We start from the raw sequence: 21841 nt of genomic DNA, 5'->3' as shown, positions 1-21841 counted from the left end.
AGTGGGGCAGCGGCCCGCGGAGCCGGCGAGCGGTGCCGTCCGGGAACCGCGGGTGAAAGGATCAGGGAGCATCGGGCACCGGGAGACCGCACGCGCGTCTCGCCTTGTTCAGCTGCTCCTCGGGGTCGCCGAAGACACTCCACGGCATACGGGAGGCGTACGGGCCCATGGCCGTGAAGACGGCCCGCGCCTCGAAGGAGCACTGCGCCATGTGCAGCGCGTGGGCCAGGTAGGCGAGGTCCAGCACCGGTGTGAAGCGGTAACCGGCGACGTGCGGCAGCCAGTTGCGGTAGACGCTCAGGGCGGTCGCCTTCCACTGCGGCTGTTCCCAGGTGCGTTCCGCCAGGAGCGAGTCCGGGTTGTAGCCGTCCACCAGGGCCACCAGCGGCAGCAGCCGCAGCGGCGAGGAGGCCGGTGCCCGCTGGCTGAGGAACGCGGCGACGTCCCAGGACGCGTTCGCCTCGCCCCCGTACCGCGGGAAGAAGAACGACAGGAAGCGGTGGTGGCCCTCGCGGTTCCAGGGGTCGAGCCGCAGGATGTGGGAGAAGAGCGTCCAGGGGCCGGGCGGCGCGGTGAGCAGCCCCTGCGGAGCGGGGTCGCGGGGCTGTTGCAGGCGGGCGAGGGTCAGCTTGGCCGACCACGGTGTGGGGTCGTCGGGCGCCTCCTCGGCGGCGCGGTCGCAGGCGGCCACCGCGATACGGCCGAGGGCCTCGGCCCGTCGGTCGCCGCCGTCGGCCGCGCGGACCGCCCGCAGGACCGCGACCCGTGCCCACAGCAGGGCCGCTTCCCGGCCGGGTTCCTCGGCCAGCCAGCGCTCCGCCAGGTCCGAATCGGCCGCCTCGGAGGCCAGCACCAGGGAGCGGTGTGCGCGTACGCCGTGGTCCCCGCGCGCCTCCCGCAGGATTTCGCGCGCGCCGAAGTAGCGGCCCGCCCGTATGTCCACACAGGCCCGGGCGAGCTGGAGGTCATCGGCTGCCGGATGCCACACGTACTGCCCCTCGAATAACCCAGCGGTCATGTCCCCTGCCGCTCCTGCCGTTCTGCCGGTGAGGTCGGCCACCAGCGCATTTTCAGCCATGCCGAAATCGACCGGTACGCACTGTTCCCCCAGTTCCACCGGCAGTGCCACACCCTACTCAGCAGCAACTCGGTTCGAAACTGGTGATCGGAATTACCTGATTCCACAACGGCGGCGTGCGCGACATTGGCGGCGAAATCGGTCGATCATGCGGCGGCGGAAAACCAGCGGTATGCAATTGGCATATGCCCGGCCGCTGGAAGGGTGCCGTCCGGCAGGCTTTCGGCCCGACACGTCGTCAACTGTCCGCCTCGAACGGCGGCGGACCGGTATGGGCGGCCGGGCGCGGTATGCCCGGTGCCGTGGCAACGGAGAGACCTCCTCCGCCTGTTCACGTCTCATCTTGCGACTTTTCACCGGGGCGTCATGGTGTCTTCCCCCGGCCTCGTTCCTCTTGGAACACTCCAGACGCGCCCGTACCCTCCCATCCCAAGGGGTCATTTCAGCCATGCCAGAACTCAACCGGCGGCGGTTCCTGCAACTCACCGGCGGGGCCACCGCGTTCTCCGCGCTGTCGCAGAGCATCGCCCGCGCCGCCGCCATCCCCGCCGACCGCCGCACCGGCTCCATCGAGGACGTCGAGCACATCGTCGTACTGATGCAGGAGAACCGGTCCTTCGACCACTACTTCGGCACCCTGCGGGGCGTACGGGGCTTCGGCGACCCGCGGCCGGTGACGCTGCCCAGCGGCAAGCCGGTCTGGCACCAGACCGACGGCAAGGGCAAGGAGGTGCTGCCGTTCCGGCCCCAGGTCAAGGACGACAACCTCGGCCTCACCTTCATCGAGGACCTCAACCACGACTGGAACGGCAGCCACCGCGCGTTCAACAAGGGCCGCTACGACCAGTGGATCCCGGCCAAGACGTCCACGACGATGGCGCACCTCGCACGCAAGGACATCCCGTTCCACTTCGCACTCGCCGACACCTTCACCGTCTGCGACGCCTACCACTGCTCCTTCATCGGCTCCACCGACCCGAACCGCTACTACATGTGGACCGGCTACACGGGCAACGACGGCAAGGGCGTCGACGACCCCAGCGGCCCGGTCCTGGACAACGACGAGAAGGGGTACAGCTGGACGACGTACCCCGAGCGGCTGGAGGCGAAGGGGGTGTCCTGGAAGATCTACCAGGACATCGGCGACGGCCTGGACGCGGCCGGCAGCTGGGGCTGGATCAAGGACCACTACCGGGGCAATTACGGCGACAACTCCCTGCTGTACTTCAACACCTACCGCAACGCGAAGCCCGGCGACCCCCTCTACGAGAAGGCGCGGCGCGGCTCCGACGTGAAGGGCGGCGGAAAGCTCCTCGACGACCTGCGCGCCGACGTCAAGAACGGCCGGCTGCCGAAGATCTCCTGGATCGCCTGCCCCGAGGCGTACACCGAGCACCCGAGCTGGCCCGCCAACTACGGTGCCTGGTACATCTCCAAGGTGCTGGACGTGCTCACCTCCGACCCGAAGGTCTGGGCCAGAACGGCGCTGTTCATCACGTACGACGAGAACGACGGCTTCTTCGACCACGTCGTCCCGCCCTACCCGCCGGCCGACGCCTCCCAGGGCCGGTCCACCGTCTCCACCGACCTGGAGCTCTACCCCGGCGGCGGCGGGTTCCAGGCCGGCCCCTACGGCCTCGGCCAGCGCGTACCGATGCTCGTCGTCTCCCCCTGGAGCACCGGCGGATACGTCTGCTCCGAGACCTTCGACCACACCTCGATCATCCGCTTCATGGAGCGCCGCTTCGGCGTCCCCGAGCCGCACATCTCCCAGTGGCGGCGCGCCGTCTGCGGCGACCTGACCTCGGCGTTCGACTTCAGCCGTACGGGAAAGCCGGGCGCACTGCCGGACACCGGCGGTTACACGCCGATCCACCCGCAGCCCGCCGACTTCCACCCCGAGCCGCCGGCCGCAGGACGCCTGCCCAAGCAGGAGCGCGGCACCCGCCCCACCCGTCCGCTGCCCTACGCGCCGTACGTCGACGGTGCCGCCGACCCCGCGACCGGGAAGTACCGCCTGACCTTCAGCGGCGGGGACACCTCCGGCGCGCAGTTCCACGTGACGGCCCCGAACCGCGGCGACGGCCCGTGGACGTACACCACCGAGCGCGGCAAGGCGGACTCCGACAGCTGGAACACGGCGTACTCCAAGGGCACCTACGACCTCTCGGTGTTCGGCCCGAACGGCTTCCTGCGCACCTTCCGGGGGCCGGGCCGGACGGCGGGACCCGAGGTGACCGCGCGGCACAACGGGGCCACCGGCAACCTCGATCTGGTCCTGACCAACGCGGGCGACGGCGCCCGTACCCTCACGGTCACCAACGCGTACGGCGGCGCCTCCCGCAAGCTCACCGTGCGCCCTGGGCAGCGGCTGACCCACACCGTGGACCTGCGTGCCGGCAAGCGCTGGTACGACGTGAGCGTGGTCTGCGACGCGGACCGCACCTTCCTGCGCCGGTTCGCCGGGCACGTGGAGAACGGCACGGCCGGGGTGAGCGACCCCGGGATCCGCACCGTGTGAGCGGCTGCCGGGCCGTCCTCCCCGCGCGCGGAGCGGGCGGCCCGTCGCGCTGTCCGGCTGTCCGGATCATGACGGCTTCCGCTTGGCATGTGCGCGATATCGTGCCGACGCCTGATCACCCGTTCAAGGGAGTGAGCCCATGGCCAGGAACTCGGTACGGCGACTGACACGTGTGTGCGCCGGCGCGCTGTCCGTGGCGGCGCTGCTGGCGATCGTGCCCGGCAGCGCGGTCTCCGCAGGCCGCCCCGGAGCCGCGGAACCCGCCGCGGAGACCGTCGCGGGACGGACCGCCAAGGGCGAGCCGCGGCCGGACGCCCGCCACGTCGTCATCGCCGTGCACGGCGGCGCGGGCACCGCGCTGAAGCGCGAGGACACCACCCCCGCACAGGAGAAGGCGTACCGCGACGGGCTGGCCGAGGCGTTGCGCGCCGGGCACAAGGTCCTGGGCATGGGCGGCAGCAGTGTGGCGGCGGTCGAGGCCGCGGTGCGCAGGCTGGAGGACAACCCGCTGTTCAACGCGGGCAGGGGCGCGGTGTTCAACGAGGACGCGGGCCACGAGCTGGACGCGTCGATCATGCGCGGTTCCGACCTGGCGGCAGGGGCCGTCGCCGGGGTCCGCAACGTACGCAATCCCGTCTCCGCGGCGCGGCTGGTGATGGAGAAGACCAGGCACGTGATGCTGGCGGGTGAGGGCGCCGACGACTTCGCGGCCCGCAGCGGCCTGCCGACCGTGACCCAGGACTACTTCTGGACCGAGAAGCGCTGGCAGGAACTGATGAAGGCCAAGGGGCGCGTGAAGGGCTCCGGAGAGACGCTGACTCAGGGCACGGTGGGCGCGGTGGCCGTGGACCGGGGACGCAACCTGGCGGCGGCGACCTCCACCGGCGGGCTGACGAACAAGATGGCCGGCCGGGTCGGCGACTCGCCCGTCATCGGCGCGGGCACGTACGCCAAGAACGGCACCGTCGCGGCCAGCGCCACGGGAGCGGGCGAGGTGTTCCTCCGGGGCGCCGCCACCGTCACGATCTCCAACCTGATCGAATTCGGCGGCCGGGACCTGGCCGCCGCCGCGTACGAGGTACTGGTCGAGCGGCTGCCGGAACTGGGCGGCACGGGCGGCGTGATCGCCCTGAACGCCAAAGGCGTCTTCGACGCCCCGCACAGCAGCGAAGGGATGCTGCACGGCTACCTGACCGAGGACGGCCGCGTCGTCACCAAGGTCTTCGCGGACGAGACACCGGCGGACCGGTGAGCAGGACCCCCACACCCCGGCGCGGCCGGTGGCGTGATCCGCACCCGTCGGCCTGACGTTGGCTCAATAGGCCCTCTCCCTCCGGAACCGGAGCGGCACTACCGTCCCCCGACGCGGGGGGATCACTCTGGGGAGGGGATCAGTTACATGTTCTATTACTTGTTCAAATCCATCGTCCTGGTGCCGCTGCTGCGGTGCCTGTTCCGCCCCCGCGTCGAGGGACTGGAGAACCTGCCCGCGTCCGGCGCCGCCATCATCGCCGGCAACCATCTCTCCTTCTGCGACAGCTTCCTGATGCCCGCGACGGTCAAGCGCCGGATCACCTTCCTGTGCAAGCAGGAGTACTTCACCGGACGCGGCGTCAAAGGCCGGCTGACGGCAGCCTTCTTCCGCGCCTGCGGGCAGATTCCGGTGGACCGTTCCGGGCGCAGCGCGGGCCAGGCCGCCGTCGAGGAAGGCATCCGGGTGCTGCGCGGCGGTGACCTGCTCGGCATCTACCCCGAGGGCACCCGCTCGCACGACGGCCGGATGTACAAGGGGAAGACCGGCGTGGCGGAGATGGCGCTGCGTACGGGCGCGCCGGTGGTGCCGTGCGCGATGATCGGCACGTTCGAGGCACAGCCGGCCGGCCGCCGGCTGCCGCGCGTCGTCCCGATCACCATCCGCTTCGGGGAGCCGCTGGACTTCTCCCGCTACGCCGGGATGGCCGACCAGCGCCTGGTGCTGCGGGCCGTCACGGACGAGATCATGTACGCCCTGCTGAACCTCTCCGAGCAGGAGTACGTCGACACGTACGCGGCGGAGGCCAAGGCGCGGGCGGGGCACGGGAGCGGCCCCGGGGCCGGGGCGAAGACCGGTGCACAGGACGCGCCGCGGCACGCCGTACCGGCCGTCCGCGCCGGCTGACGGACGCGCCGCCCGGCCTCCGTGCCGCTCACCCTGGGGTGAGCGGCACGCGCTCACCCCAGGGTGAGCGCCGGGTCAGCGCCCCAGCGCGCAGGTGGCCCGGACGGACTTGCGTGGATCGCTCTCGGAGCGGGCCTTCAGGACGACCCGGCCGTGCCGGGCGGCGTCCGGCTGCGCCGTGACGGCGACCGGGACGCTCACCGTGCTGCCGGACCTGGCGGTGGCGAGCCGGTTCGGCAGCCAGGCGGACCAGCCGTGGCCGGTGGCGGCGGCCGAGAGCCGGTACACGTCGGAGTCCAGGTGCGCGCCCCCGCCCCCCGGGCGGCCGGTGTTGGTCAGCGGGAAGGTGCACACCGCCCGGCCCTTGGCGGGCTTGCCGTGTGCCGTGCCGTGCCGCAGCTGGACCCCGCGGCGCTGCGAACCCGCGCCGTCCAGCGACCGGACGGCGACGGTGTAGCTCAGTACGCCCTTCTTGCCCCGCTCGATGTCCAGCACGTAGAAGTGCAGCCGGTTGGCCCGGTCGACGTACTCGTACGCGCTGCCGGAGTCCGCGCCCGCGTGGAACAGCGCGTCGCTGAGCTGCCGGTAGTCACCCATGGTGATCATCTGCGGGGTGCCGTCGGGGCGCCGGAAGTCCACCATGCCGATGTCCTCCGGGTGGGCGTCGATCACCCACGCGAACGGGGCCCGGTCCTCGTTCTTGGTCTTGGAGAGCAGCACCCCGTTGTCCGGGGTGAAGGAGTCCATGCCCATACGGTCGACGACCTCGACGGTGTAATTGTCGTAACCGCCGCCGTCGCACAGCGGGTCGGTGCTGGTGGAGCAGGGCGGTGCCAGGTCCCGGCCCATGGTGATGTTCACGCCGGACAGGCCCTTGGCGCCGGGCGGCGCGGAGCGCGCGGTGACCTTGGCGACGGCGACGCCGGACGTCTTCAGGGCGTCCCGGTCCAGGCGCAGGACGTTCTTCTCGTCGACGATGCCCAGCTTGAGCTTGTCGCGCAGGACGTGCTGCGAGCCCATCGAGGCGCCGTTGGCGGCCGGTATCTGCCAGCGGGTGTGCGGGCCGCCGGGGCCGTTGAAGGAGCCGCGCGAGAGCATGCTCCAGATGCCGGTGTAGGCCCGGCGCATCGGCGTGCCGTACGGGTTGTTGTAGTTGTCCGCGATGCCCAGGATGTGGCTGAACTCGTGCGCGTACACCGCCATGCCGGAGCTCTCGGCCTGGGTGGAGGAACCGGTCTCGGCGTTGGGCCAGATGCGGGCGGCGGCCTTCCAGGAGGTCCACGGCACATAGCGGGTGCGGGCCGCGTTGCCGCCGCCCTGGATGGGGGAGGGCGGTCCCCAGGCGGCCGGGACGTCCCCGGGCGAGGCGAACTTCATCTGCCCGAACTCCTGCCAGGCGGCGGACTCGTCCTGGCCCGCGGTCAGGTAGAAGATGAAGTCGTACTTCCTGGTCTGCGCGTCGCCCACGTCGGCGACCCAGGCGGCCTTGCCGTCGGTACGGATGTTCTTGCCGCAGGTGTCGCCGAGGGGGCAGGCGCCGGGGTTCATGGACGGCTCGATGCCGTACTGGTACGACTTGAAGGGCATCCGGTAGACACCGAACGACGTCAGCTCGACGCCGAGCCGGCCGCCGGAGTCCTCCATCCAGTACTCGTTGATGGTGTGGCCGTGGTTGAGCTTGCCCGGCTTGTTCAGGAAGTCCCGGTAGAACGCGGGCACCTGTGCGCGGGGGATGTCGTGGGCGCTGGGCTGCGGGTTGCCGAAGACGGACGAGCCGGCGGGCCTGCTGACGCTGAACTCCTCGTCCGGGTAGTCCAGCAGGACGAGCGCGCCCCGGAACATGCGCCGGGTGGGCTTGGCGGCGGGGTCGGCCCAGTTCGTACCGGGGACCGAGCGGTATTCGGCCCACGTCATGTCGTCGGGATTGCGCCAGTTCTGCGGGTCGATGGGCCGGACGAGCGGGGGCCGGGCCGCGGGCGCGGCCTCGGGGGCCGCGCGGGCGGGGCCGGCGGCGACGGAGGCCAGGACACCGAGGAGGAGGGCGAGAACACCCAGTCTGCCGGCCCCGTCGCGGTATGGGAGGGCCGGTCTGTGGGGAAGGAACAAGGCGCACCTCTTGTCTGTGATCTCAAGTCCAGGACATGACAAGGTGATCGAACAGAATTCCTACCCCCGACAAGGTAAGGCGGGGGGGCGGAGTGACGCCAGAGTGCCGTGAGGAGCCGATGATGCCGCGAACGGTCAGTGACCGGCACGGTCACGCGATGTCGGGGACCGGCGCGGAAGCCGTGTCCCACTACGAGAACGCGCTGCACGAACTGCTCTTCTTCCGCGGTGAGGTCGCCACCGCGTCCCAGGCGGTCCTGGCAGCCGCCCCGAAGTCCGTCATGGGCAACGTCCTCGCCGCCTACCTCGGCCTGCTGGGTACGGAGGCGAAGGACGCCACCGCCGCCAAGGAGGCGTTCTGCGGCTTCGCCGACTGCGTGAGCGCCGGAAGGCCGACCGACCGCGAGCGGATGCACATCGCCGCCGCCACCTCCTGGCTGAACGGCGACATCCACCGCGCCGGACACGTGCTCGGCGAGCTGACCGTCACCTTCCCGCGCGACGAACTCGCCCTCGCCGTCGGCCACCAGATCGACTTCCTCACCGGCGACGCCGCCCGCCTGCGCGACCGCGTCGGCGGCGCCCTCACCGCCTGGTCCGAGGACGACCCGCACTACGGCCACCTGCTCGGCATGTACGCCTTCGGCCTGGAGGAGACGGGCCACTACACCCGCTCGGAGGAAACCGGCCTGGCCGCCGTCCAGCACAACCCGCGCGACGTGTGGGGCATCCACGCGGTCGCGCACACGTACGAGATGCAGGGCCGGTTCGCGCAGGGCATCCGCTTCCTGGACGCCCGTATGGAGGACTGGGCCTCCGGCAACTACCTGAACGTCCACAACTGGTGGCACTACTGCCTCTACGCCCTCGAATCCGGAGACACCGGCCGGGCACTGGAGATCTACGACGCCGTACTGCACCACGAGCAGTCACCGGGCCTGGCCATGGAACTCCTCGACGCCGCCGCCCTCCTGTGGCGGCTCCTGCTGGCCGACCGCGACGCCGGCCCCCGCTGGAACCGCCTCGCCGACGCCTGGGCGGCCCGCCAGGACCCGCCGTACTACGCCTTCAACGACGTGCACGCCGTCATGGCGTACGTCGGCGCCGACCGCATCGCCGACGCCGAACGCCTCGTCGCAGAACGCGAGGCCTGGCTCGCGCACGCCCGGCCCCAACTGTCCAACACCACCATGACCGCCGGGATCGGCCTGCCCGTCTGCCGCGCCCTGATCGCCTACGGACAGGGCCGGTACGACCGGACCGTCGACCTCCTCACCCCCATCCGCTACCGCCTGAACACCTTCGGCGGCAGCCACGCCCAGCGGGACGCCGTACAGAAGACCCTGCTGGAGGCCGCACTCCGCGCCGGACGCGACGACACGGCCCGCACCCTGCTCAGCGAGCGCATCAGCCTGCGCCCCGTCTGCCCCTACAACTGGCTGGCCCAGGCCCGCCTCGCCGACCGGCTCGGCGACACCGCCAAGGCGGCCGCGGCCCGGACCCGCGCCGCCGAACAGGCGGCGCAGGGGGCCGCGGCGCTGGCGCGGTGAGGGGACGGTTCCGGTTCCGGCCCCGATCGGTGCTACGCGCTCGTCGGCACGCCCGCGCTGGTGAGGACCTCACGGGCCGACAGGGTGACACTCTGGGCGGCGGTCAGACCGGAGGCCGCCAGGTGGGCGTCCACGATGCGCAGACCGACCGCGTATCCGGCGAAGTCCGGCAGTCCGGCGGGCTCGTGGCCCATGCGCCGGGCGGTGGCGTCGCCGTACACGTACGGAGGCAGGTTCTGCATTCCGGCCACATCGATCGCGGCCGTGACCTTCTCGTAGGCGCTGTCCAGCTCGGCACCGGACAGCGCCGTCGCCCAGGGCCCCATGGCCGCCTCGCCCGCCAGCTCCCGTACGAACGCCTCGGCCAGCCCCTCGGCCACGACCTGCTCGCCGACCGTGACCGCCGCCGGGTCCCAGACCACATTGGCGTACCGCACGTTGTGGTGCAGCTCATGGGCAGCGGCATACCCGATCTTCGCCAGGCTGGTCGCGGTGGGCCAGACCGTCAGCTGGATCGCCCCCGGAAAGCCGCCGAAGCCGAAGTAGCCGGCGTTACGGGTCACCAGCTCGTCGTCGGGGTTGCCGAGCACCAGCACGACATGCACGGTAGCGGCGGTCTCGGCACCGGGTGCCGCGCCGCTCAGCCGCTCCCACGCCGCGGCCAGACAGTCCTCGACGCGGTCCCACACCCCGGCGTCCCGCATCCGCTCCAGGGCGGCCGGATACCGTGGGTCCTCGCGGTCGATACGGAAGCCGCCGCCCAGCTGGTGCATCTGGACCATGTCCGGGCCTCCCGTCCCGGACATCACGGCCTGCAGGGGGCTGAGCATGTCCCGGAGGGCGTCGGCCCGTTCTTCCAGGGGGAGGCGGAGGAGGGCGGACATGGCGGACGCGGTGTCATGAACAATGATCTTCATGTCCCGGGACCGTAAGACCTCCCGCTACGTGAGGTGCAAGCCGTGCGGGCGGAAGCGTGCCCCTCGGAAGCGATTTCCTCCGGACCGACGTCCTCCGTTTCCCTCTTGATCGGTTTCCTGCTGGCCCGACACCCCCCGGACCGGTCATCCTTGACTCGTCCGCGTACGGTCCGGCTCGTCGGCCGGCCACGCGGACGAGCAGCCCGACCACCGGCCCACCAGCACAGGAGCACGCGCACATGACGGGGAAGAACACTTGGATACGGGACGTACGCCGGGGGCCGCGGCCCGCCGCCCACCTCATCTTCTTCCCGCACGCCGGGGGATCCGCCTCGTACTACCGGCCGTTCGCCGCCCATCTCGACGAGCGGTTCGATGTGTCGGCGATCCAGTACCCGGGACGCCAGGACCGGTGGAACGACCCGTTCGTCACCTCCGTGGAGGGCCTCGCCGATGAGGTGGTCGGCTGCCTGAGCCCGCACGACACCACCCCGCTGGTGCTGTTCGGGCACAGTATGGGCGCGTCCGTCGCCTTCGAGACCGCCAGGCGGCTCGCGGACCTCGGCCGGCCGGCGCCCCGCCGGCTCGTCGTCTCCGGCCGCCGCGCGCCCTCGACGTTCCGCGAGGAGAGGTACCTCCACCAGGCCACCGACAAGGAACTCCTCGCCGAGGTCGGCCGCTTGGAGGGGACCCACAGCCAACTCCTCGACGACCCGGACATCGTGGGGCTGATCCTGCCGGCGATCCGCAACGACTACCGCGCGATCGAGCTGTACCGGCCCGCCGCCGACGCCGTGCTCGACATCCCGCTCCTGTGCCTCACCGGCGACGCGGACCCCCGCGTGACCCGTGAGGAAGCGGCCGCCTGGAAGTCCCACACCGTCGCGGAGTACCGCGAGGAGACCTTCACCGGCGGCCACTTCTACCTCGCCGACCACGCGGCCGCGGTCTGCCGCGCGGTGGAACGCTTCGTGGCGGCGGAGTGAGCGCCTGGGGCATGGCCCCGGGCACCTGGCCAGGGCCGTGCCCCAGGCACTGAGGCCCGTACCGGCCCCGTAGGCGGGTCAGGTCGTGCAGACGACCGGCAGGTGGGCCGGACCGCGCATCAGACGGGTGCGGCGCCACTGAAGTTCGGCGGGCGGTACGGCCAGGCGCAGGTCCGGGAAGCGGCTGAGCAGGGCCTGGAAGGCGATCCGGCCTTCCAGGCGGGCCAGCGGGGCGCCGAGGCAGTGGTGGGGGCCGTGGCCGAAGGAGAGGTGGCCGCAGGAGCGGCCGAGGTCGAGGGTGTCGGGGTCGGTGAAGCGGGCGGGGTCGCGGTTGGCGGCGCCCGGTGAGACCAGGACCACGTCGCCCGCGGCGATCTCGGCGCCGCCGAGGGTGAGGGGCTCGGCCGCGTACCGGAAGGTGGCCGTGGTGATGGGGGAGTCGTACCGCAGCAGTTCCTCCACGGCGGCCGGGACGAGCGTGGGATCCTGCCGCAGCCGGGCACGGAGCGCGTCGTCCCGCAGGAGCGCGAGCGCGCCGTTGCCGATCAGGTTGGTGGTCGTCTCGTGACCGGCGACGACCAGGAGGACGGCCAGCGAGACCAGCTCGAACTCGCTGAGCCGGTCGCCGTCGTCGCGCGCGGCGATCAGCTCGGTCAGCAGGTCGCCGCCCGGGCCGGTACCGCCTGCGGCCACTCCCGCGGCCCGCTTCTCGGCGATCAGTTCCGTCATGTAGTCGCTGATCGCGTGTGAGGCCGTGTCGATGGTGTCCGGGGCGCCGGCCGCGAACAGGTCGTTGGACCAGCGGCGCAGATCGGCGCGGTCCTCGCGGGGCACGCCGAGGAGGTCGCCGATGACCTCGATGGGCAGCGGTACGGCGAAGTCCTCGACGAGGTCGGCGGTGCCGCCGCGGGCGGCCATCCGGTCCAGCAGGCCGTTCGCGGTCCCGGTGATGCGCGGTTCCAGCCGGGCCACCGCGGCCGGTGTGAACGCCTTGACGGCCAGCCGGCGCAGCCGGGTGTGGTCCGGCGGGTCGGTGGCGAGCATGGTGGCGCTGACGGCGGGGGCCAGGTCGCGCTTGGACGGCTTGTCCGCGAAGTAGCGGGTGGTGTCCTTGGAGAGCCGGGGGTCCGCCATCGCGGTACGGGCCTCGGCCCACCCGGTGACCAGCCAGGTCGCGCCGTGCGGTCCGGACCGTACCTGCTGGACGGGGCCGCGCTCGCGCAGGGCGGCGAGCAGCGGGTACGGGTCGCGGAAGAACTCCGGGGACTCCATGGGGTGGCTCACGTATGACCTCAGATTCCTGCGGCGGGCCGGGACGGTTCGGCCGGCGCGGGTCCTGCGCCGGACGACACGAAGGCGTGCGAGACCCGGCGCAGCCAGCGGGCCTCGTCGATCAGATTGGTCAGTTCGGGACGGGTCAGGGTGGCGTCCTCGGCGCTGACCGGGTGTGCGGGGGCGCCGCCGCCGCGCCGCGACTCCAGTGCCGCGACGAGCACCGCCGCCTCGACACCGGCATCCAGCTCCCGGGCGTCGGCCCCGTCGGCGCGCAGCCGTTCCTCGGCGGCGCGGCGTACGTCGTCGCTGCGGTGCGGGCGCAGCGCCAGCATGCCGTCGCGTATCTCGATCACGCGGCGGTAGAGCCGGAACTCGGGGTCGGGCGCCGCGTACCGGTTCTCGGTGGCGGTCAGCTGGATCTCCGGTACCGCCGCGGACAGCGCGGCCCACAGCGGATGCAGTCCGCGATGCAGGTGCCACAGGCGGATCCGCCGCCAGGGCCAGGCCAGGGCCGGGCCGATCGCGGGCAGCAGGACGCCGATGACGAGCAGCAGGCTGCAGATGGCGGGCAGGCCGACACTGAACGTGCAGGTCGCGGGTGTCACCAGAGAGCTGCACAGCTGCTCGGGCGGCAGCCAGGCGGCGTCGGTCCACAGCCCGACGACGTGGACGATCTTGTACGCGATGTAGACCATGCCGAGCGCGCAGCCGGCGGCGATGACGCGCAGCCCGTAGCGCAGGCTGGTGCGCGGCGCGTGCCGGGAGTAGCGCAGCGCCTGGCGCAGCAGGTCGACGATGGCCGCGCCGAGGTGCGCGGTGAACACCAGGACGTAGATGTTGAGCAGCGGTTCGGTGCGCGGCAGCTCGCCGAAGGTGGGGGCGCCGGGGGCGTCGTCCACCGGCGAGGCGAAGAAGAGGACGGCCATCGCGACCAGGACGACGCCCAGCGAGACGAGCCGGCGGCGCGCCTTGCGGTCCGCGTCCGGCGGCTCCTCGTTGAAGCGCAGCAGGAGGATCGAGATGCAGGTGGCGGCGGCCAGCGTGCTGCAGTTGCCCAGCAGCCGGCCCAGCTTGGGGGTGACGACGCTCAGCGCGTCGCCGACGGCCGGTGTCAGGAACACCAGCGAGGCGCCCAGCCCGGTCAGGAACCCGCACAGGGCGCCCAGGCCCCGCGGCCGCGGCCGGCGCAGCAGCGGCCGCGCCTTGTACGCGGCGGCCAGCAGCAGGACGGCGGCTATGGAGAGGAAGAGAACGTTGACCATCTGGGGTGTCTACCGTCGCTTGGGAGAGCCGAAGACGTCGTCCATGCGGCTGAGGACCTCGGCCTGCTGGGACGTCGCCGGGCGGCGGGCGGGGGTGCGGTCGGCGCGCCGCAGGATCAGCGAGGCGAGCATCTCGGCCTCCTGCTCGTCCTGGTCGCTGTAGTGGCTGCGTCCGAGGACGGATTCGACCGAGCCGGGGTCGAGGTCGGGTACCAGGGCCTGCGCGACCTCTCCGGAGAGCAGGTTGGAGTGTCCGCTGAGCATGTGGCCGACCTCGTGCAGCACGATGTGGTCGCGGTGCAGCGCGGTGGTGGCCGCGTCGTAGAAGACGTAGTCCGCCCGCCGCGTGGCGATCCACAGGCCGCACGGCCCGGCGGGCGGGGTGACCTGCGGCTCCAGGTGGATCGGGCGGCCGCGCTGTTCGGCGAGCCGGTCCAGGAAGGCACCCAGCTCGAAGGGGCGCGGGATGTGCAGTCCCCGCAGCCGGTCCGAACAGTCGGCAAGCACACGGTCCGGTCGCCGTGTGAACTTCATGGCGTGCTCTCCTTCGGCCTCAGCCATGAAAGGTACACGTGCCAGTCTCATGCAGCGCCGGATGGCCCCTCCCCAGCGGGGTCGTGCGCGGGCCCGCGGGCTGCCGCGGCCCCGGCCGTCCGGCCGTCCGGCCCGGGAAGGCGCGGGGCAGTGGCCGGGGACGGCGCGGGGCGTACATCGGTCAGGGTCATGGTTCAGCGGGCGCTGCGCCAGGTTTCTCCCGTGTTGCCCACCGGATTTCCCGCCCCGTTGCCCGTGGCGCTGCCGACGTCCGGCAGTCCTTCCAGCTTCCGCACCCGGTCGATCATCTCCAGTACGGCCGTACGGGACTCGGCGGACATGTCCATGAAGCGCGCGGCCATCGCGATGACCCCCGCGTCCTGCATGGCCTCCAGCAGCTCGGGGGGCCGGCCGGTCCGGTCGGCCGCCGTGCCGCCGGGCCCCGTGTCCCGCTGGTCGTGGAAGTGCGCGGCGGGCACGCCGAAGTACTCCGCGAGCGCTTCGATGTGGCGCTTGGTCGGGTTGTCCTTCTTGCCCTTGCGCAGCTGCCAGATGTAGTTGCCGGAGATCACCTGCTCGCCGGCCCTGATGTTTATCTCGGTGGCGACGTCGTTCGCGGACAGCGCTTTGCCCCGCTCGCGACTTCGTTCCTGGAACAGCCGGTCCAGCTTCTCGGCCAGGCTGACCAGCCCGCGGTCCTCGTCCCCCATCGCGCCGCGCTCCCTTCAAGGCCAAACGTGAGACTTCCACTGTAGTGGTCCGGTCGCCGGGGCGGATGGGCGCTCCCGCCCGGTGGGCTGGCAAGCTCCGCCCGGACCCTCTATTCTTCACACCTGAGTCAAAGACTCTGGTGTGACGCGGGGCGGACAGTTCGGACCGGCACGGGGGTGTGGTCCGAACCCGTCCGCAACCGCGGGTGGGGCCCGCCCCGCCTCCGGGGGAGCCCCACCTCACGCTCGCACACTCAGGCGCCGGAGCGCCCGTACCGCGCGGCGGTCACTTCACCGCGCTGCGCTGCTGCCACTGCTCCCAGGTCTCCTGCCAGACCTCCAGGCCGTTGCCGACGTCGGTCTTCTTGGTGCTGGTGGTGTTCTTCACCTCGACCGTGGAGCCGATCGTCAGGAAGTCGTAGGCCCGCTTGGCGTCCGAGGTGGTCATGCCGAAGCAGCCGTGGCTGTTGTTGACCACGCCGACCGACTTGTTCCAGGGCGCGGAGTGCAGGAAGGTGCCCGACGCGGTGAGGTGGGTCACCCACTTCGAGTCCAGCATCCACTCGTTGCCGTGGCCGATGGTGGAGGAGTCCATCGTCTCGGCGGCGTTCTTGCTGCGTACGGTGTGCACGCCGCCGCGGGTCGGGTCCTGCGGCGAGCCCGCGGAGCCCCGGATCGTGTCGACGGCCTTGCCGTTCTCGTACAGGGTCATGCTGTGCGACGGGACGTCGATGACGGCCTTGTGGTCCGGGCCGATGGTGAACCCGAAGTCGTAGTCGCGCGCGAACCAGCCGCCGCTCTTGCCGGAGTTGATGCCGCCCAGGCCGCCCTTGACGGAGACCTTGGTGCCGGACGGCCAGTAGGTCTTGGGCCGCCAGTCGATGCGGTCCTTGCCCGACCAGTCCTTGACCCAGCCCCAGGCGCCCTCCACCTGCGGCTGCGTGGTGACCTTGAGGGCCTTCTGGATCTCGGCGCGCCGGTCCTTGGCGACCGGGTGGTCGAAGAGGATGGATATCGGCATGCCGGTGCCGACGGTCTGGCCGTCCGACGGGGTGTTGGTGAGCTTGTTGACCTTGTCGGCCTGCTCGGTGGTGAAGGACGAGTCGGCGGACGACTCCTTGCCGTCGCCCGACTTGGTCTTCGTACGCACGGTGTACGTGGTCCCGGGCTTGACCTTGCCCTCGGACGTCCACGACGAGCCGTCGCCGGACAGCTTGCCGTCGACCTTGCCGCCCTTGTCGTCCTTGGCCTCGACGGAGGTCAGGCTGCCGCCGTCCACCTTCACCGATATCGGGGAGCCGAGCTTGGCGGACTTGCTGCCCGCCGCCGGGGTCACGGTCACCTTCGCCGCCGGTTTGTCGGACGTCTGCGAGCCGCCGTCCGCACCGCACGCGGTCAGCAGCGCGGCTCCCACCAGGGTGGCGGACAGCAGAACGGTGCGACGGGCTGATCTGACGTGCACGAGCGGTTCCCTCCAAAGCAACACAACAGGCTGTGGCGGGCACCGCCCGGCCTCCGGTGCGGTCGCGCCGACCGCCGGAACCCGGTCGCGGGCAACCGCCGTACATGCAGACGGGTGACACCGCATGATCGGTTGCCTGGAGAAACGGATATTTGTGTCACAGATTGGTACGGGTGTACGTCGAGCTGGCGGAACGTGAGATTCCGCTTCTTGGAGGGGGCACGGGGCACGACGAAGGCGCCCGCGATACGCGGACGCCTTGCGTCTCGGAGGGGGCGGACCCGAAGGGGAAGGTCAGGAAGCGGCGTCCTCCGGAGTCTCCGCGGCATGTCCGGCCAGGACGCAGGTGCGCTTGCGCTGGACGAACCAGTAGTACGTGAACCCGCCGACGGCGACGATCCCGACGAACAGGAACGCGCCCCAGCGCAGGTACCAGTGCTGCGGGCCGGTCGCGTTGTAGACCTCGGGGCGCGGCCAGGCGAGGTTGGTGGCCATCGCGGTGCCCCACAGTACGGCGAGGATGTTGACCGGCAGCCCGAACCGGCCGAGCGAGAACTTCCCCTCGGCCGGTACCCACTGGCCGCGCAGCCGCCGTACCAGCAGCGGCACGGTCACCATCAGGTACGCGACGTAGATCATGATGATCGCGATGCTGGTGATCACCGAGAAGATCTGCGGCTGGTTCACGTTGATCAGCAGGATGCAGACCGCGATGCACCCGATGATCACCGCGGGCGCCACCGGCGTCTGGAAGCGCGGGCTGACCCGGGCGAGCAGTGAGGCGGCCGGCAGGTTGGTGTCCCGGGCCATGGCGAACGCCAGCCGGATGCCGGCGGTGTGCACGGCCAGCGCGCACACCGTGATCGCGATGACCACGCACCACAGCATGATCTGGCCCATCGTCGGGCCGAGGGTGCTGAGCACGACGTACTGGAGCCCGTCCACGGACAGCTCCTTGGCGTGCAGGTCCGGCGTGGCCAGCAGCGCGAACAGTAGGATCAGTCCGCCGATGAGGAACGAGGCGAACAGGGCCCGCAGGATCGCGCGCGGCGCGTTGCGGCCGGGGTCCTTGGACTCCTCGCCGAGCGACGAGGCCGTGTCGAAGCCGTACATGACGTAGGCGGAGGCCAGCGACGCGGTCAGGAACGCGCCGAGGTAGCCCAGCGACTGGCCCTGCGCCAGCCCGTAGGTCTCGGTCACCGCGCTCGGCGGGCGGGTGATGTGCGCGGCCAGCAGCACGATCAGCGCCAGCGCGGCGATCAGCTCGATGGCCACACCGGCGGAGTTGATCTGGGCCATCAGCTTGACGCCGAACGCGTTGATCAGCGTCGTGAAGACGACGAGTACGGCACCGAGCAGTACGGCGTTGGCGGCATGGTCGGTCCGTCCGGTGCCGTCGCCGATGAACTGGAAGAACGAGGAGATCTGCGGCAGCGTGACCTGGTAGGCGAGCGCGACGGCAGCCAGCGACACCATGGTCGCCGTCATCATCATCCAGCCGCCGAGCCAGCCCACGTGCGGGCCGCCCAGCTGCTTGGACCAGTTGTAGACCGAACCGGCCACCGGGTAGCGGGCGGCCAGCTCGCAGAAGCACAGGGCCACCATCAGCTGGCCGCAGAAGACCATAGGCCAGGACCACCAGTAGGCGGGCCCGCCGTGGTTGACGCCGAAGTAGAAGAGCTGGAAGGTGCCGGTGAGGATGGAGATGTAGCTGATGCCGGCGGCGAAGGTGTGGAAGTTGCCGAGGGTGCGTTTCAGCTCGGGCTTGTAGCCGAGTTCCGCGAGCGACTCGTCGTCGGAGCTGTCGGCGGCGGTGTCGTCGGCGTCCGGTGCGGTGCCGTTCGCCTCCTCGCCGGCCGCCCGCCCGCCGTACGCCTCGCCGTCCTCCGCCGGCCCGTCGCCCGGTGCGGGGCCGCCCGCCGTCGGCCCGGTGCCGCTCACTCGAACCACCGCTGCGGCCGGGGCGCGGTGTTGCGCCAGACGTGCTTGGCCTCCTGGTACTCCCCGAGCCCGGCCGGGCCCAGCTCCCGCCCGACACCGGACTGCTTCATGCCGCCCCACTCGGCCTGCGGCACGTACGGGTGGAAGTCGTTGATCCACACGGTGCCGGCGCGCAGCCGGGACGCCACCCGGTGCGAACGCTCCACGCTCTGCGTCCACACGCCCGCGGCCAGCCCGTAGACGGTGTCGTTGGCCAGCGCGACGGCCTCCTCCTCGCTGCGGAACCGCTCCACGGTCAGCACCGGGCCGAACGATTCGTCGCGGATCACCGACATGCCGGGGGAGCACTCGTCCAGCACGGTCGGCAGGTAGTAGAAGCCGTCCCGCAGCGCCGCGTCGTCGGGCCGCGCGCCGCCGCAGCGCAGTACGGCGCCCTCGGCCAGGCCCGCCGCCACGTACTTCTCCACCTTGTCGCGGTGCTGCGCGGAGATCAGCGGCCCGCTGCGGGCATCCTCGTCGAACGGCCCGCCCAGCCGGATCGCCCGCGCCCGGCGCACCAGCTCGTCCACGAAGTCGTCGTGCAGCCCGTCCTCGACCAGCAGCCGCGCACCGGCCGAGCAGACCTGCCCGGAGTGCAGGAACACCGCCATCAGCGCGTAGTCGACGGCGGTGTCGAAGTCGGTGTCGGCGAAGACGATGTTGGGGTTCTTGCCGCCCAGCTCCAGCGCGATCTTCTTCACGGTGGGCGCGGCGGCGGCCATGATGCTCCGCCCGGTGACCAGCCCGCCGGTGAAGGACACCAGGTCCACCCGCTCGTCGGTGGTCAGCGGCGCGCCGACGGCGGCGCCGGCGCCCAGCACCAGGTTGGCCACCCCGTCCGGCAGCCCGGCCTCGGCCAGCGTCCGCATCAGCAGGATCGCGGTGTGCGGGGTCAGTTCGCTGGGCTTGAGGACGAAGGTGTCGCCCGCGCCGACGGCCGGGGCCACCTTCCAGGCGGTCTGCAGCAGCGGGTAGTTCCACGGCGTGATCAGGGAACAGACGCCGACCGGCTCGTACACGACCCGGCTGTCGACCTCCGGCTGCCCGGTGTCCACCACCCGGCCGTCGTTGCCGGACGCGACCAGGTTGCCGAAGTAGCGGAAGCAGTTGGCGATGTCGTCCATGTCGTACTGGCTCTCCACGAACCGCTTGCCGGTGTCCAGGGACTCGGCACGCGCGTACGTGTCCTTGTCGCGCTCCAGCAGACCGGCGACGCGCAGCAGCAGCGCCCCGCGCTCCGCGGCCGGGGTGTGCGGCCACGGCCCGTCGTCGAACGCCGAGCGGGCCGCGGTGACGGCGGCGGCCGCGTCCGCGGTGCCCGCCTCGTCGACGGTGGCGACCAGCGTGCCGTCCGCCGGGCAGCGGATCTCGCGTACCTCCCCGTCGGCCGCGGCGGTCCACTGACCCCCGATGAACAGCTCCGGCATGGGTGAGCCTCCGTGCCTGTGCGCGCGGTCGGGCGGACCGGCCGGGCCACCCGTGGTGATGATCTGCGTACCGAGCGTAGGCGTGGGGTGGTGTGCGCGCATGGCGCGCTGCTCCGGGTGGCTGCCTCAGGGGCTCGCGGGCGTACGGAAGCCCGCCGAACGAAGGACCGGCCCCCGCCTCCATGAGGCAGGAGCCGGTCCGGCCGTACACCGGAGGTCAGGCGGCCGTCTTCGCCGCCAGCTCGCGGAGCTTCTTCTTGTCCGGCTTGCCAGCGTCGGTCAGCGGCAGCTCGTCGACGAACTGGATGCGGGCCGGTTCGTACATCGCGCCGCGCGCCTCGCGCACCATCGTGCGCAGGCCGTCCTCGTCGACGCTCTCGCCGGTGGCGGGCACCACGGCGGCGTACACCTGCTCCATCCGGTCCTCGTCGCGTACGCCGAAGACGGCGCTCTGCGCGACCTGCGGGTGGGTGTTGAGCAGGTCCTCCAGCTCGGTGGTGTACACATGGCCGCCCACCACGACGATCATGTCCTTGATCCGGTCGACGATGGTCAGGTAGTTCTCGTCGTCCAGGAAGCCGATGTCGCCGGTGTGCAGCCAGCCGTCGCGCAGCACCTCGGCGGTCAGCTCCGGCTGCTTCCAGTAGCCCTGCATGATGCCGGCGGAGCGGATGCAGATCTCGCCGTGCGTGCGGCGCGGCAGGTCGCGGCCGTTCTCGTCGCGGACCGCCACCTCCACGTTGGGCAGGACGCGGCCCGCGGAACGCAGCCGCTCCGGGTTGTCCGGGTCGTGCTCCTCGGCGGGCAGCACGCTGATCCCGCCGGCCTCGTTCTGCCCGTAGAACTGCACGAGCACCGGGCCGAAGCGGCGGATCGCGTCGGCGATGCGGGCGGGCGAGGACTGGCAGCCGCCGTAGGTCAGGCAGCGCAGGCTGGAGGTGTCGGTGGTGGCCGCGTCCGGGTGGTCGGTGAGCTGGTAGAGCAGCGGCGGCAGCAGGAACAGGTGGGTGATGCGCTCGCGCTCGACGGTGGCCAGCACCTCGGCCGGGTCGAAGTCCTCGTGGAGCACCACGAGGCCGCCCTCGCGCAGGGTGACGTCGGCCATCATGCCGCCCGCGTGTGCCAGCGTGGTGCACACCAGCAGGTGGGCCGCCTCTTCCTCCGAGGGGCGCTGCCAGATCACCTTGGCGTCGCCGGCGTCCTCGTCGTTGTCGGCGACGAAGTTGCGGACCTGCCCGTAGGTGGTGCAGATGCCCTTGGGGTGGCCGGTGGTGCCGCCGGTGTGGCGGATGGTGCAGATGTCGTCGGGCTGCGCGAGGCTCGGGAACGGCTCGTCGCTCTCGGCGGAGGCCAGTTCCAGCAGGTCGGTGCCGGACTTCGCGGGGCCCAGCGTCAGTACGGTCGGCACCGGCGCCAGGGCGGTCAGCTCGGCGGCGCGGTCGTCGAAGCGGGGGTCGACGATCAGGGTGCTGGTCTCCACGTCCTTGACGATGGTGGCCTGCACCTCGGCCGAGAGCTTGTTGTAGAGGTGGTTGACCCGGCAGCCGATGAGGTTGGCGGCGTAGCGGGCGGCGATGGTCTCGGGCAGGTTGCCGCTGAGCAGCGTGACGGTCTGGCCGCGGTCGATGCCCTGACCCCGCATGGCGCGGGCCGTGCGGTGGACGAGGGCGCGGAACTCACCCGCGGTGACGCGTCGCCCTTGGTGCACCAGCGCCACGCGCCCGGGGTCGGTCCCCAGGGCGTCGAGGTTCTCCTCCACGTAGGTGCGGAAGTCGTGCGCGGTGTCGGGCATAGGTGATTCCTCCTTGATTCCGGGGCACGACGGATAGTTAGTTGCCCCGGACAACCATTTCCATGCTAACGGTCGTCGATCAA

At 71.5% G+C, this 21841-nt stretch carries 16 protein-coding genes; 5 read left to right on the top strand and 11 right to left on the bottom strand.

Annotated elements, in window-relative coordinates:
- Positions 1-61: 61 nt before the first annotated feature.
- Positions 62-1018 carry a hypothetical protein gene (locus ACZ4Z1_RS31470; RefSeq protein ID WP_468490053.1) on the bottom strand — a complete coding sequence of 319 codons (957 nt, stop codon included), beginning with the start codon at positions 1016-1018 and terminating at the stop codon, positions 62-64.
- A 508-nt stretch (positions 1019-1526) separates the two neighbouring features.
- On the opposite strand from ACZ4Z1_RS31470, the gene ACZ4Z1_RS31465 reads away from it, so the two are divergent.
- The 3 genes from ACZ4Z1_RS31465 (at position 1527) to ACZ4Z1_RS31455 (ending at position 5757) form a co-directional block, all read left to right on the top strand.
- Complete coding sequence (locus tag ACZ4Z1_RS31465) at positions 1527-3599, top strand: phosphocholine-specific phospholipase C (RefSeq protein ID WP_468490052.1); 2073 nt, start codon at positions 1527-1529, stop codon at positions 3597-3599.
- A 139-nt stretch (positions 3600-3738) separates the two neighbouring features.
- Entirely contained in the window at positions 3739-4851 is a 1113-nt protein-coding gene (locus ACZ4Z1_RS31460; protein ID WP_468490051.1) for an isoaspartyl peptidase/L-asparaginase family protein, read from the top strand.
- A gap of 147 nt (positions 4852-4998) precedes the next feature.
- Positions 4999-5757 (top strand): lysophospholipid acyltransferase family protein, encoded by a 759-nt coding sequence (locus tag ACZ4Z1_RS31455; RefSeq protein ID WP_468490050.1) that lies wholly within the window; start codon positions 4999-5001, stop codon positions 5755-5757.
- A gap of 75 nt (positions 5758-5832) precedes the next feature.
- On the opposite strand, the gene ACZ4Z1_RS31450 is transcribed toward ACZ4Z1_RS31455, so the two are convergent.
- Positions 5833-7863 (bottom strand): M6 family metalloprotease domain-containing protein, encoded by a 2031-nt coding sequence (locus tag ACZ4Z1_RS31450; protein ID WP_468490049.1) that lies wholly within the window; start codon positions 7861-7863, stop codon positions 5833-5835.
- Between the two features lie 158 nt (positions 7864-8021).
- Between ACZ4Z1_RS31450 and ACZ4Z1_RS31445 the strand changes: the two genes are divergently transcribed.
- A complete protein-coding gene (locus ACZ4Z1_RS31445; protein WP_468490048.1) occupies positions 8022-9413 on the top strand; it encodes a tetratricopeptide repeat protein in 1392 nt (463 codons plus the stop codon).
- Between the two features lie 32 nt (positions 9414-9445).
- Here ACZ4Z1_RS31445 and ACZ4Z1_RS31440 read toward each other — a convergent pair whose 3' ends face one another.
- Positions 9446-10330 carry a DUF2268 domain-containing putative Zn-dependent protease gene (locus tag ACZ4Z1_RS31440; RefSeq protein WP_468490047.1) on the bottom strand — a complete coding sequence of 295 codons (885 nt, stop codon included), beginning with the start codon at positions 10328-10330 and terminating at the stop codon, positions 9446-9448.
- Between the two features lie 239 nt (positions 10331-10569).
- On the opposite strand from ACZ4Z1_RS31440, the gene ACZ4Z1_RS31435 reads away from it, so the two are divergent.
- A complete protein-coding gene (locus tag ACZ4Z1_RS31435) occupies positions 10570-11316 on the top strand; it encodes a thioesterase II family protein (RefSeq protein ID WP_468490046.1) in 747 nt (248 codons plus the stop codon).
- A 78-nt stretch (positions 11317-11394) separates the two neighbouring features.
- On the opposite strand, the gene ACZ4Z1_RS31430 is transcribed toward ACZ4Z1_RS31435, so the two are convergent.
- The 8 genes from ACZ4Z1_RS31430 to ACZ4Z1_RS31395 all read right to left on the bottom strand — a co-directional run bounded on the left by ACZ4Z1_RS31430 (position 11395) and on the right by ACZ4Z1_RS31395 (position 21758).
- A complete protein-coding gene (locus ACZ4Z1_RS31430) occupies positions 11395-12600 on the bottom strand; it encodes a cytochrome P450 family protein (RefSeq protein ID WP_468490045.1) in 1206 nt (401 codons plus the stop codon).
- Between the two features lie 8 nt (positions 12601-12608).
- Positions 12609-13853 (bottom strand): MAB_1171c family putative transporter, encoded by a 1245-nt coding sequence (locus tag ACZ4Z1_RS31425; protein WP_468490044.1) that lies wholly within the window; start codon positions 13851-13853, stop codon positions 12609-12611.
- Positions 13854-13862: 9 nt separating this feature from the next.
- Positions 13863-14387 (bottom strand): hypothetical protein, encoded by a 525-nt coding sequence (locus ACZ4Z1_RS31420; RefSeq protein WP_468490043.1) that lies wholly within the window; start codon positions 14385-14387, stop codon positions 13863-13865.
- 194 nt (positions 14388-14581) lie between these two features.
- Positions 14582-15097, bottom strand: a complete 516-nt coding sequence (locus ACZ4Z1_RS31415; RefSeq protein WP_468490042.1) for an XRE family transcriptional regulator — start codon at positions 15095-15097, stop codon at positions 14582-14584.
- Between the two features lie 286 nt (positions 15098-15383).
- A complete protein-coding gene (locus ACZ4Z1_RS31410; RefSeq protein WP_468490041.1) occupies positions 15384-16559 on the bottom strand; it encodes a L,D-transpeptidase family protein in 1176 nt (391 codons plus the stop codon).
- Between the two features lie 294 nt (positions 16560-16853).
- Positions 16854-18500: an APC family permease gene (locus ACZ4Z1_RS31405; protein WP_468490040.1), complete on the bottom strand. Its 1647-nt coding sequence runs from the start codon at positions 18498-18500 to the stop codon at positions 16854-16856.
- On the bottom strand, positions 18497-19966 hold the full coding sequence (locus tag ACZ4Z1_RS31400) for an aldehyde dehydrogenase family protein (protein WP_468490039.1): 1470 nt from the start codon (positions 19964-19966) through the stop codon (positions 18497-18499). The genes ACZ4Z1_RS31405 and ACZ4Z1_RS31400 overlap by 4 nt, the downstream gene beginning before the upstream one ends.
- A 217-nt stretch (positions 19967-20183) precedes the next feature.
- Positions 20184-21758: an AMP-binding protein gene (locus tag ACZ4Z1_RS31395; RefSeq protein WP_468490038.1), complete on the bottom strand. Its 1575-nt coding sequence runs from the start codon at positions 21756-21758 to the stop codon at positions 20184-20186.
- Between the last annotated feature and the right edge of the window lie 83 nt (positions 21759-21841).

It is taken from the genome of Streptomyces sp. NPDC030165, from assembly GCF_055573595.1.
The sequence above is the reverse complement of the archived record's forward strand: the minus strand, read 5'-3'. Positions and strand labels throughout refer to the sequence as shown.

What these genes read in the sequence shown, in the direction of transcription:
- ACZ4Z1_RS31465 (WP_468490052.1), top strand. Translation starts at nt 1,527, where the DNA reads ATGCCAGAACTCAACCGGCGGCGGTTCCTGCAACTCACCGGCGGGGCC.
- ACZ4Z1_RS31470 (WP_468490053.1), bottom strand. Translation starts at nt 1,018, where the DNA reads ATGACCGCTGGGTTATTCGAGGGGCAGTACGTGTGGCATCCGGCAGCC.
- ACZ4Z1_RS31420 (WP_468490043.1), bottom strand. Translation starts at nt 14,387, where the DNA reads ATGAAGTTCACACGGCGACCGGACCGTGTGCTTGCCGACTGTTCGGAC.
- ACZ4Z1_RS31455 (WP_468490050.1), top strand. Translation starts at nt 4,999, where the DNA reads ATGTTCTATTACTTGTTCAAATCCATCGTCCTGGTGCCGCTGCTGCGG.
- ACZ4Z1_RS31415 (WP_468490042.1), bottom strand. Translation starts at nt 15,097, where the DNA reads ATGGGGGACGAGGACCGCGGGCTGGTCAGCCTGGCCGAGAAGCTGGAC.
- ACZ4Z1_RS31445 (WP_468490048.1), top strand. Translation starts at nt 8,022, where the DNA reads ATGTCGGGGACCGGCGCGGAAGCCGTGTCCCACTACGAGAACGCGCTG.
- ACZ4Z1_RS31435 (WP_468490046.1), top strand. Translation starts at nt 10,570, where the DNA reads ATGACGGGGAAGAACACTTGGATACGGGACGTACGCCGGGGGCCGCGG.
- ACZ4Z1_RS31395 (WP_468490038.1), bottom strand. Translation starts at nt 21,758, where the DNA reads ATGCCCGACACCGCGCACGACTTCCGCACCTACGTGGAGGAGAACCTC.
- ACZ4Z1_RS31440 (WP_468490047.1), bottom strand. Translation starts at nt 10,330, where the DNA reads ATGAAGATCATTGTTCATGACACCGCGTCCGCCATGTCCGCCCTCCTC.
- ACZ4Z1_RS31460 (WP_468490051.1), top strand. Translation starts at nt 3,739, where the DNA reads ATGGCCAGGAACTCGGTACGGCGACTGACACGTGTGTGCGCCGGCGCG.
- ACZ4Z1_RS31400 (WP_468490039.1), bottom strand. Translation starts at nt 19,966, where the DNA reads ATGCCGGAGCTGTTCATCGGGGGTCAGTGGACCGCCGCGGCCGACGGG.
- ACZ4Z1_RS31425 (WP_468490044.1), bottom strand. Translation starts at nt 13,853, where the DNA reads ATGGTCAACGTTCTCTTCCTCTCCATAGCCGCCGTCCTGCTGCTGGCC.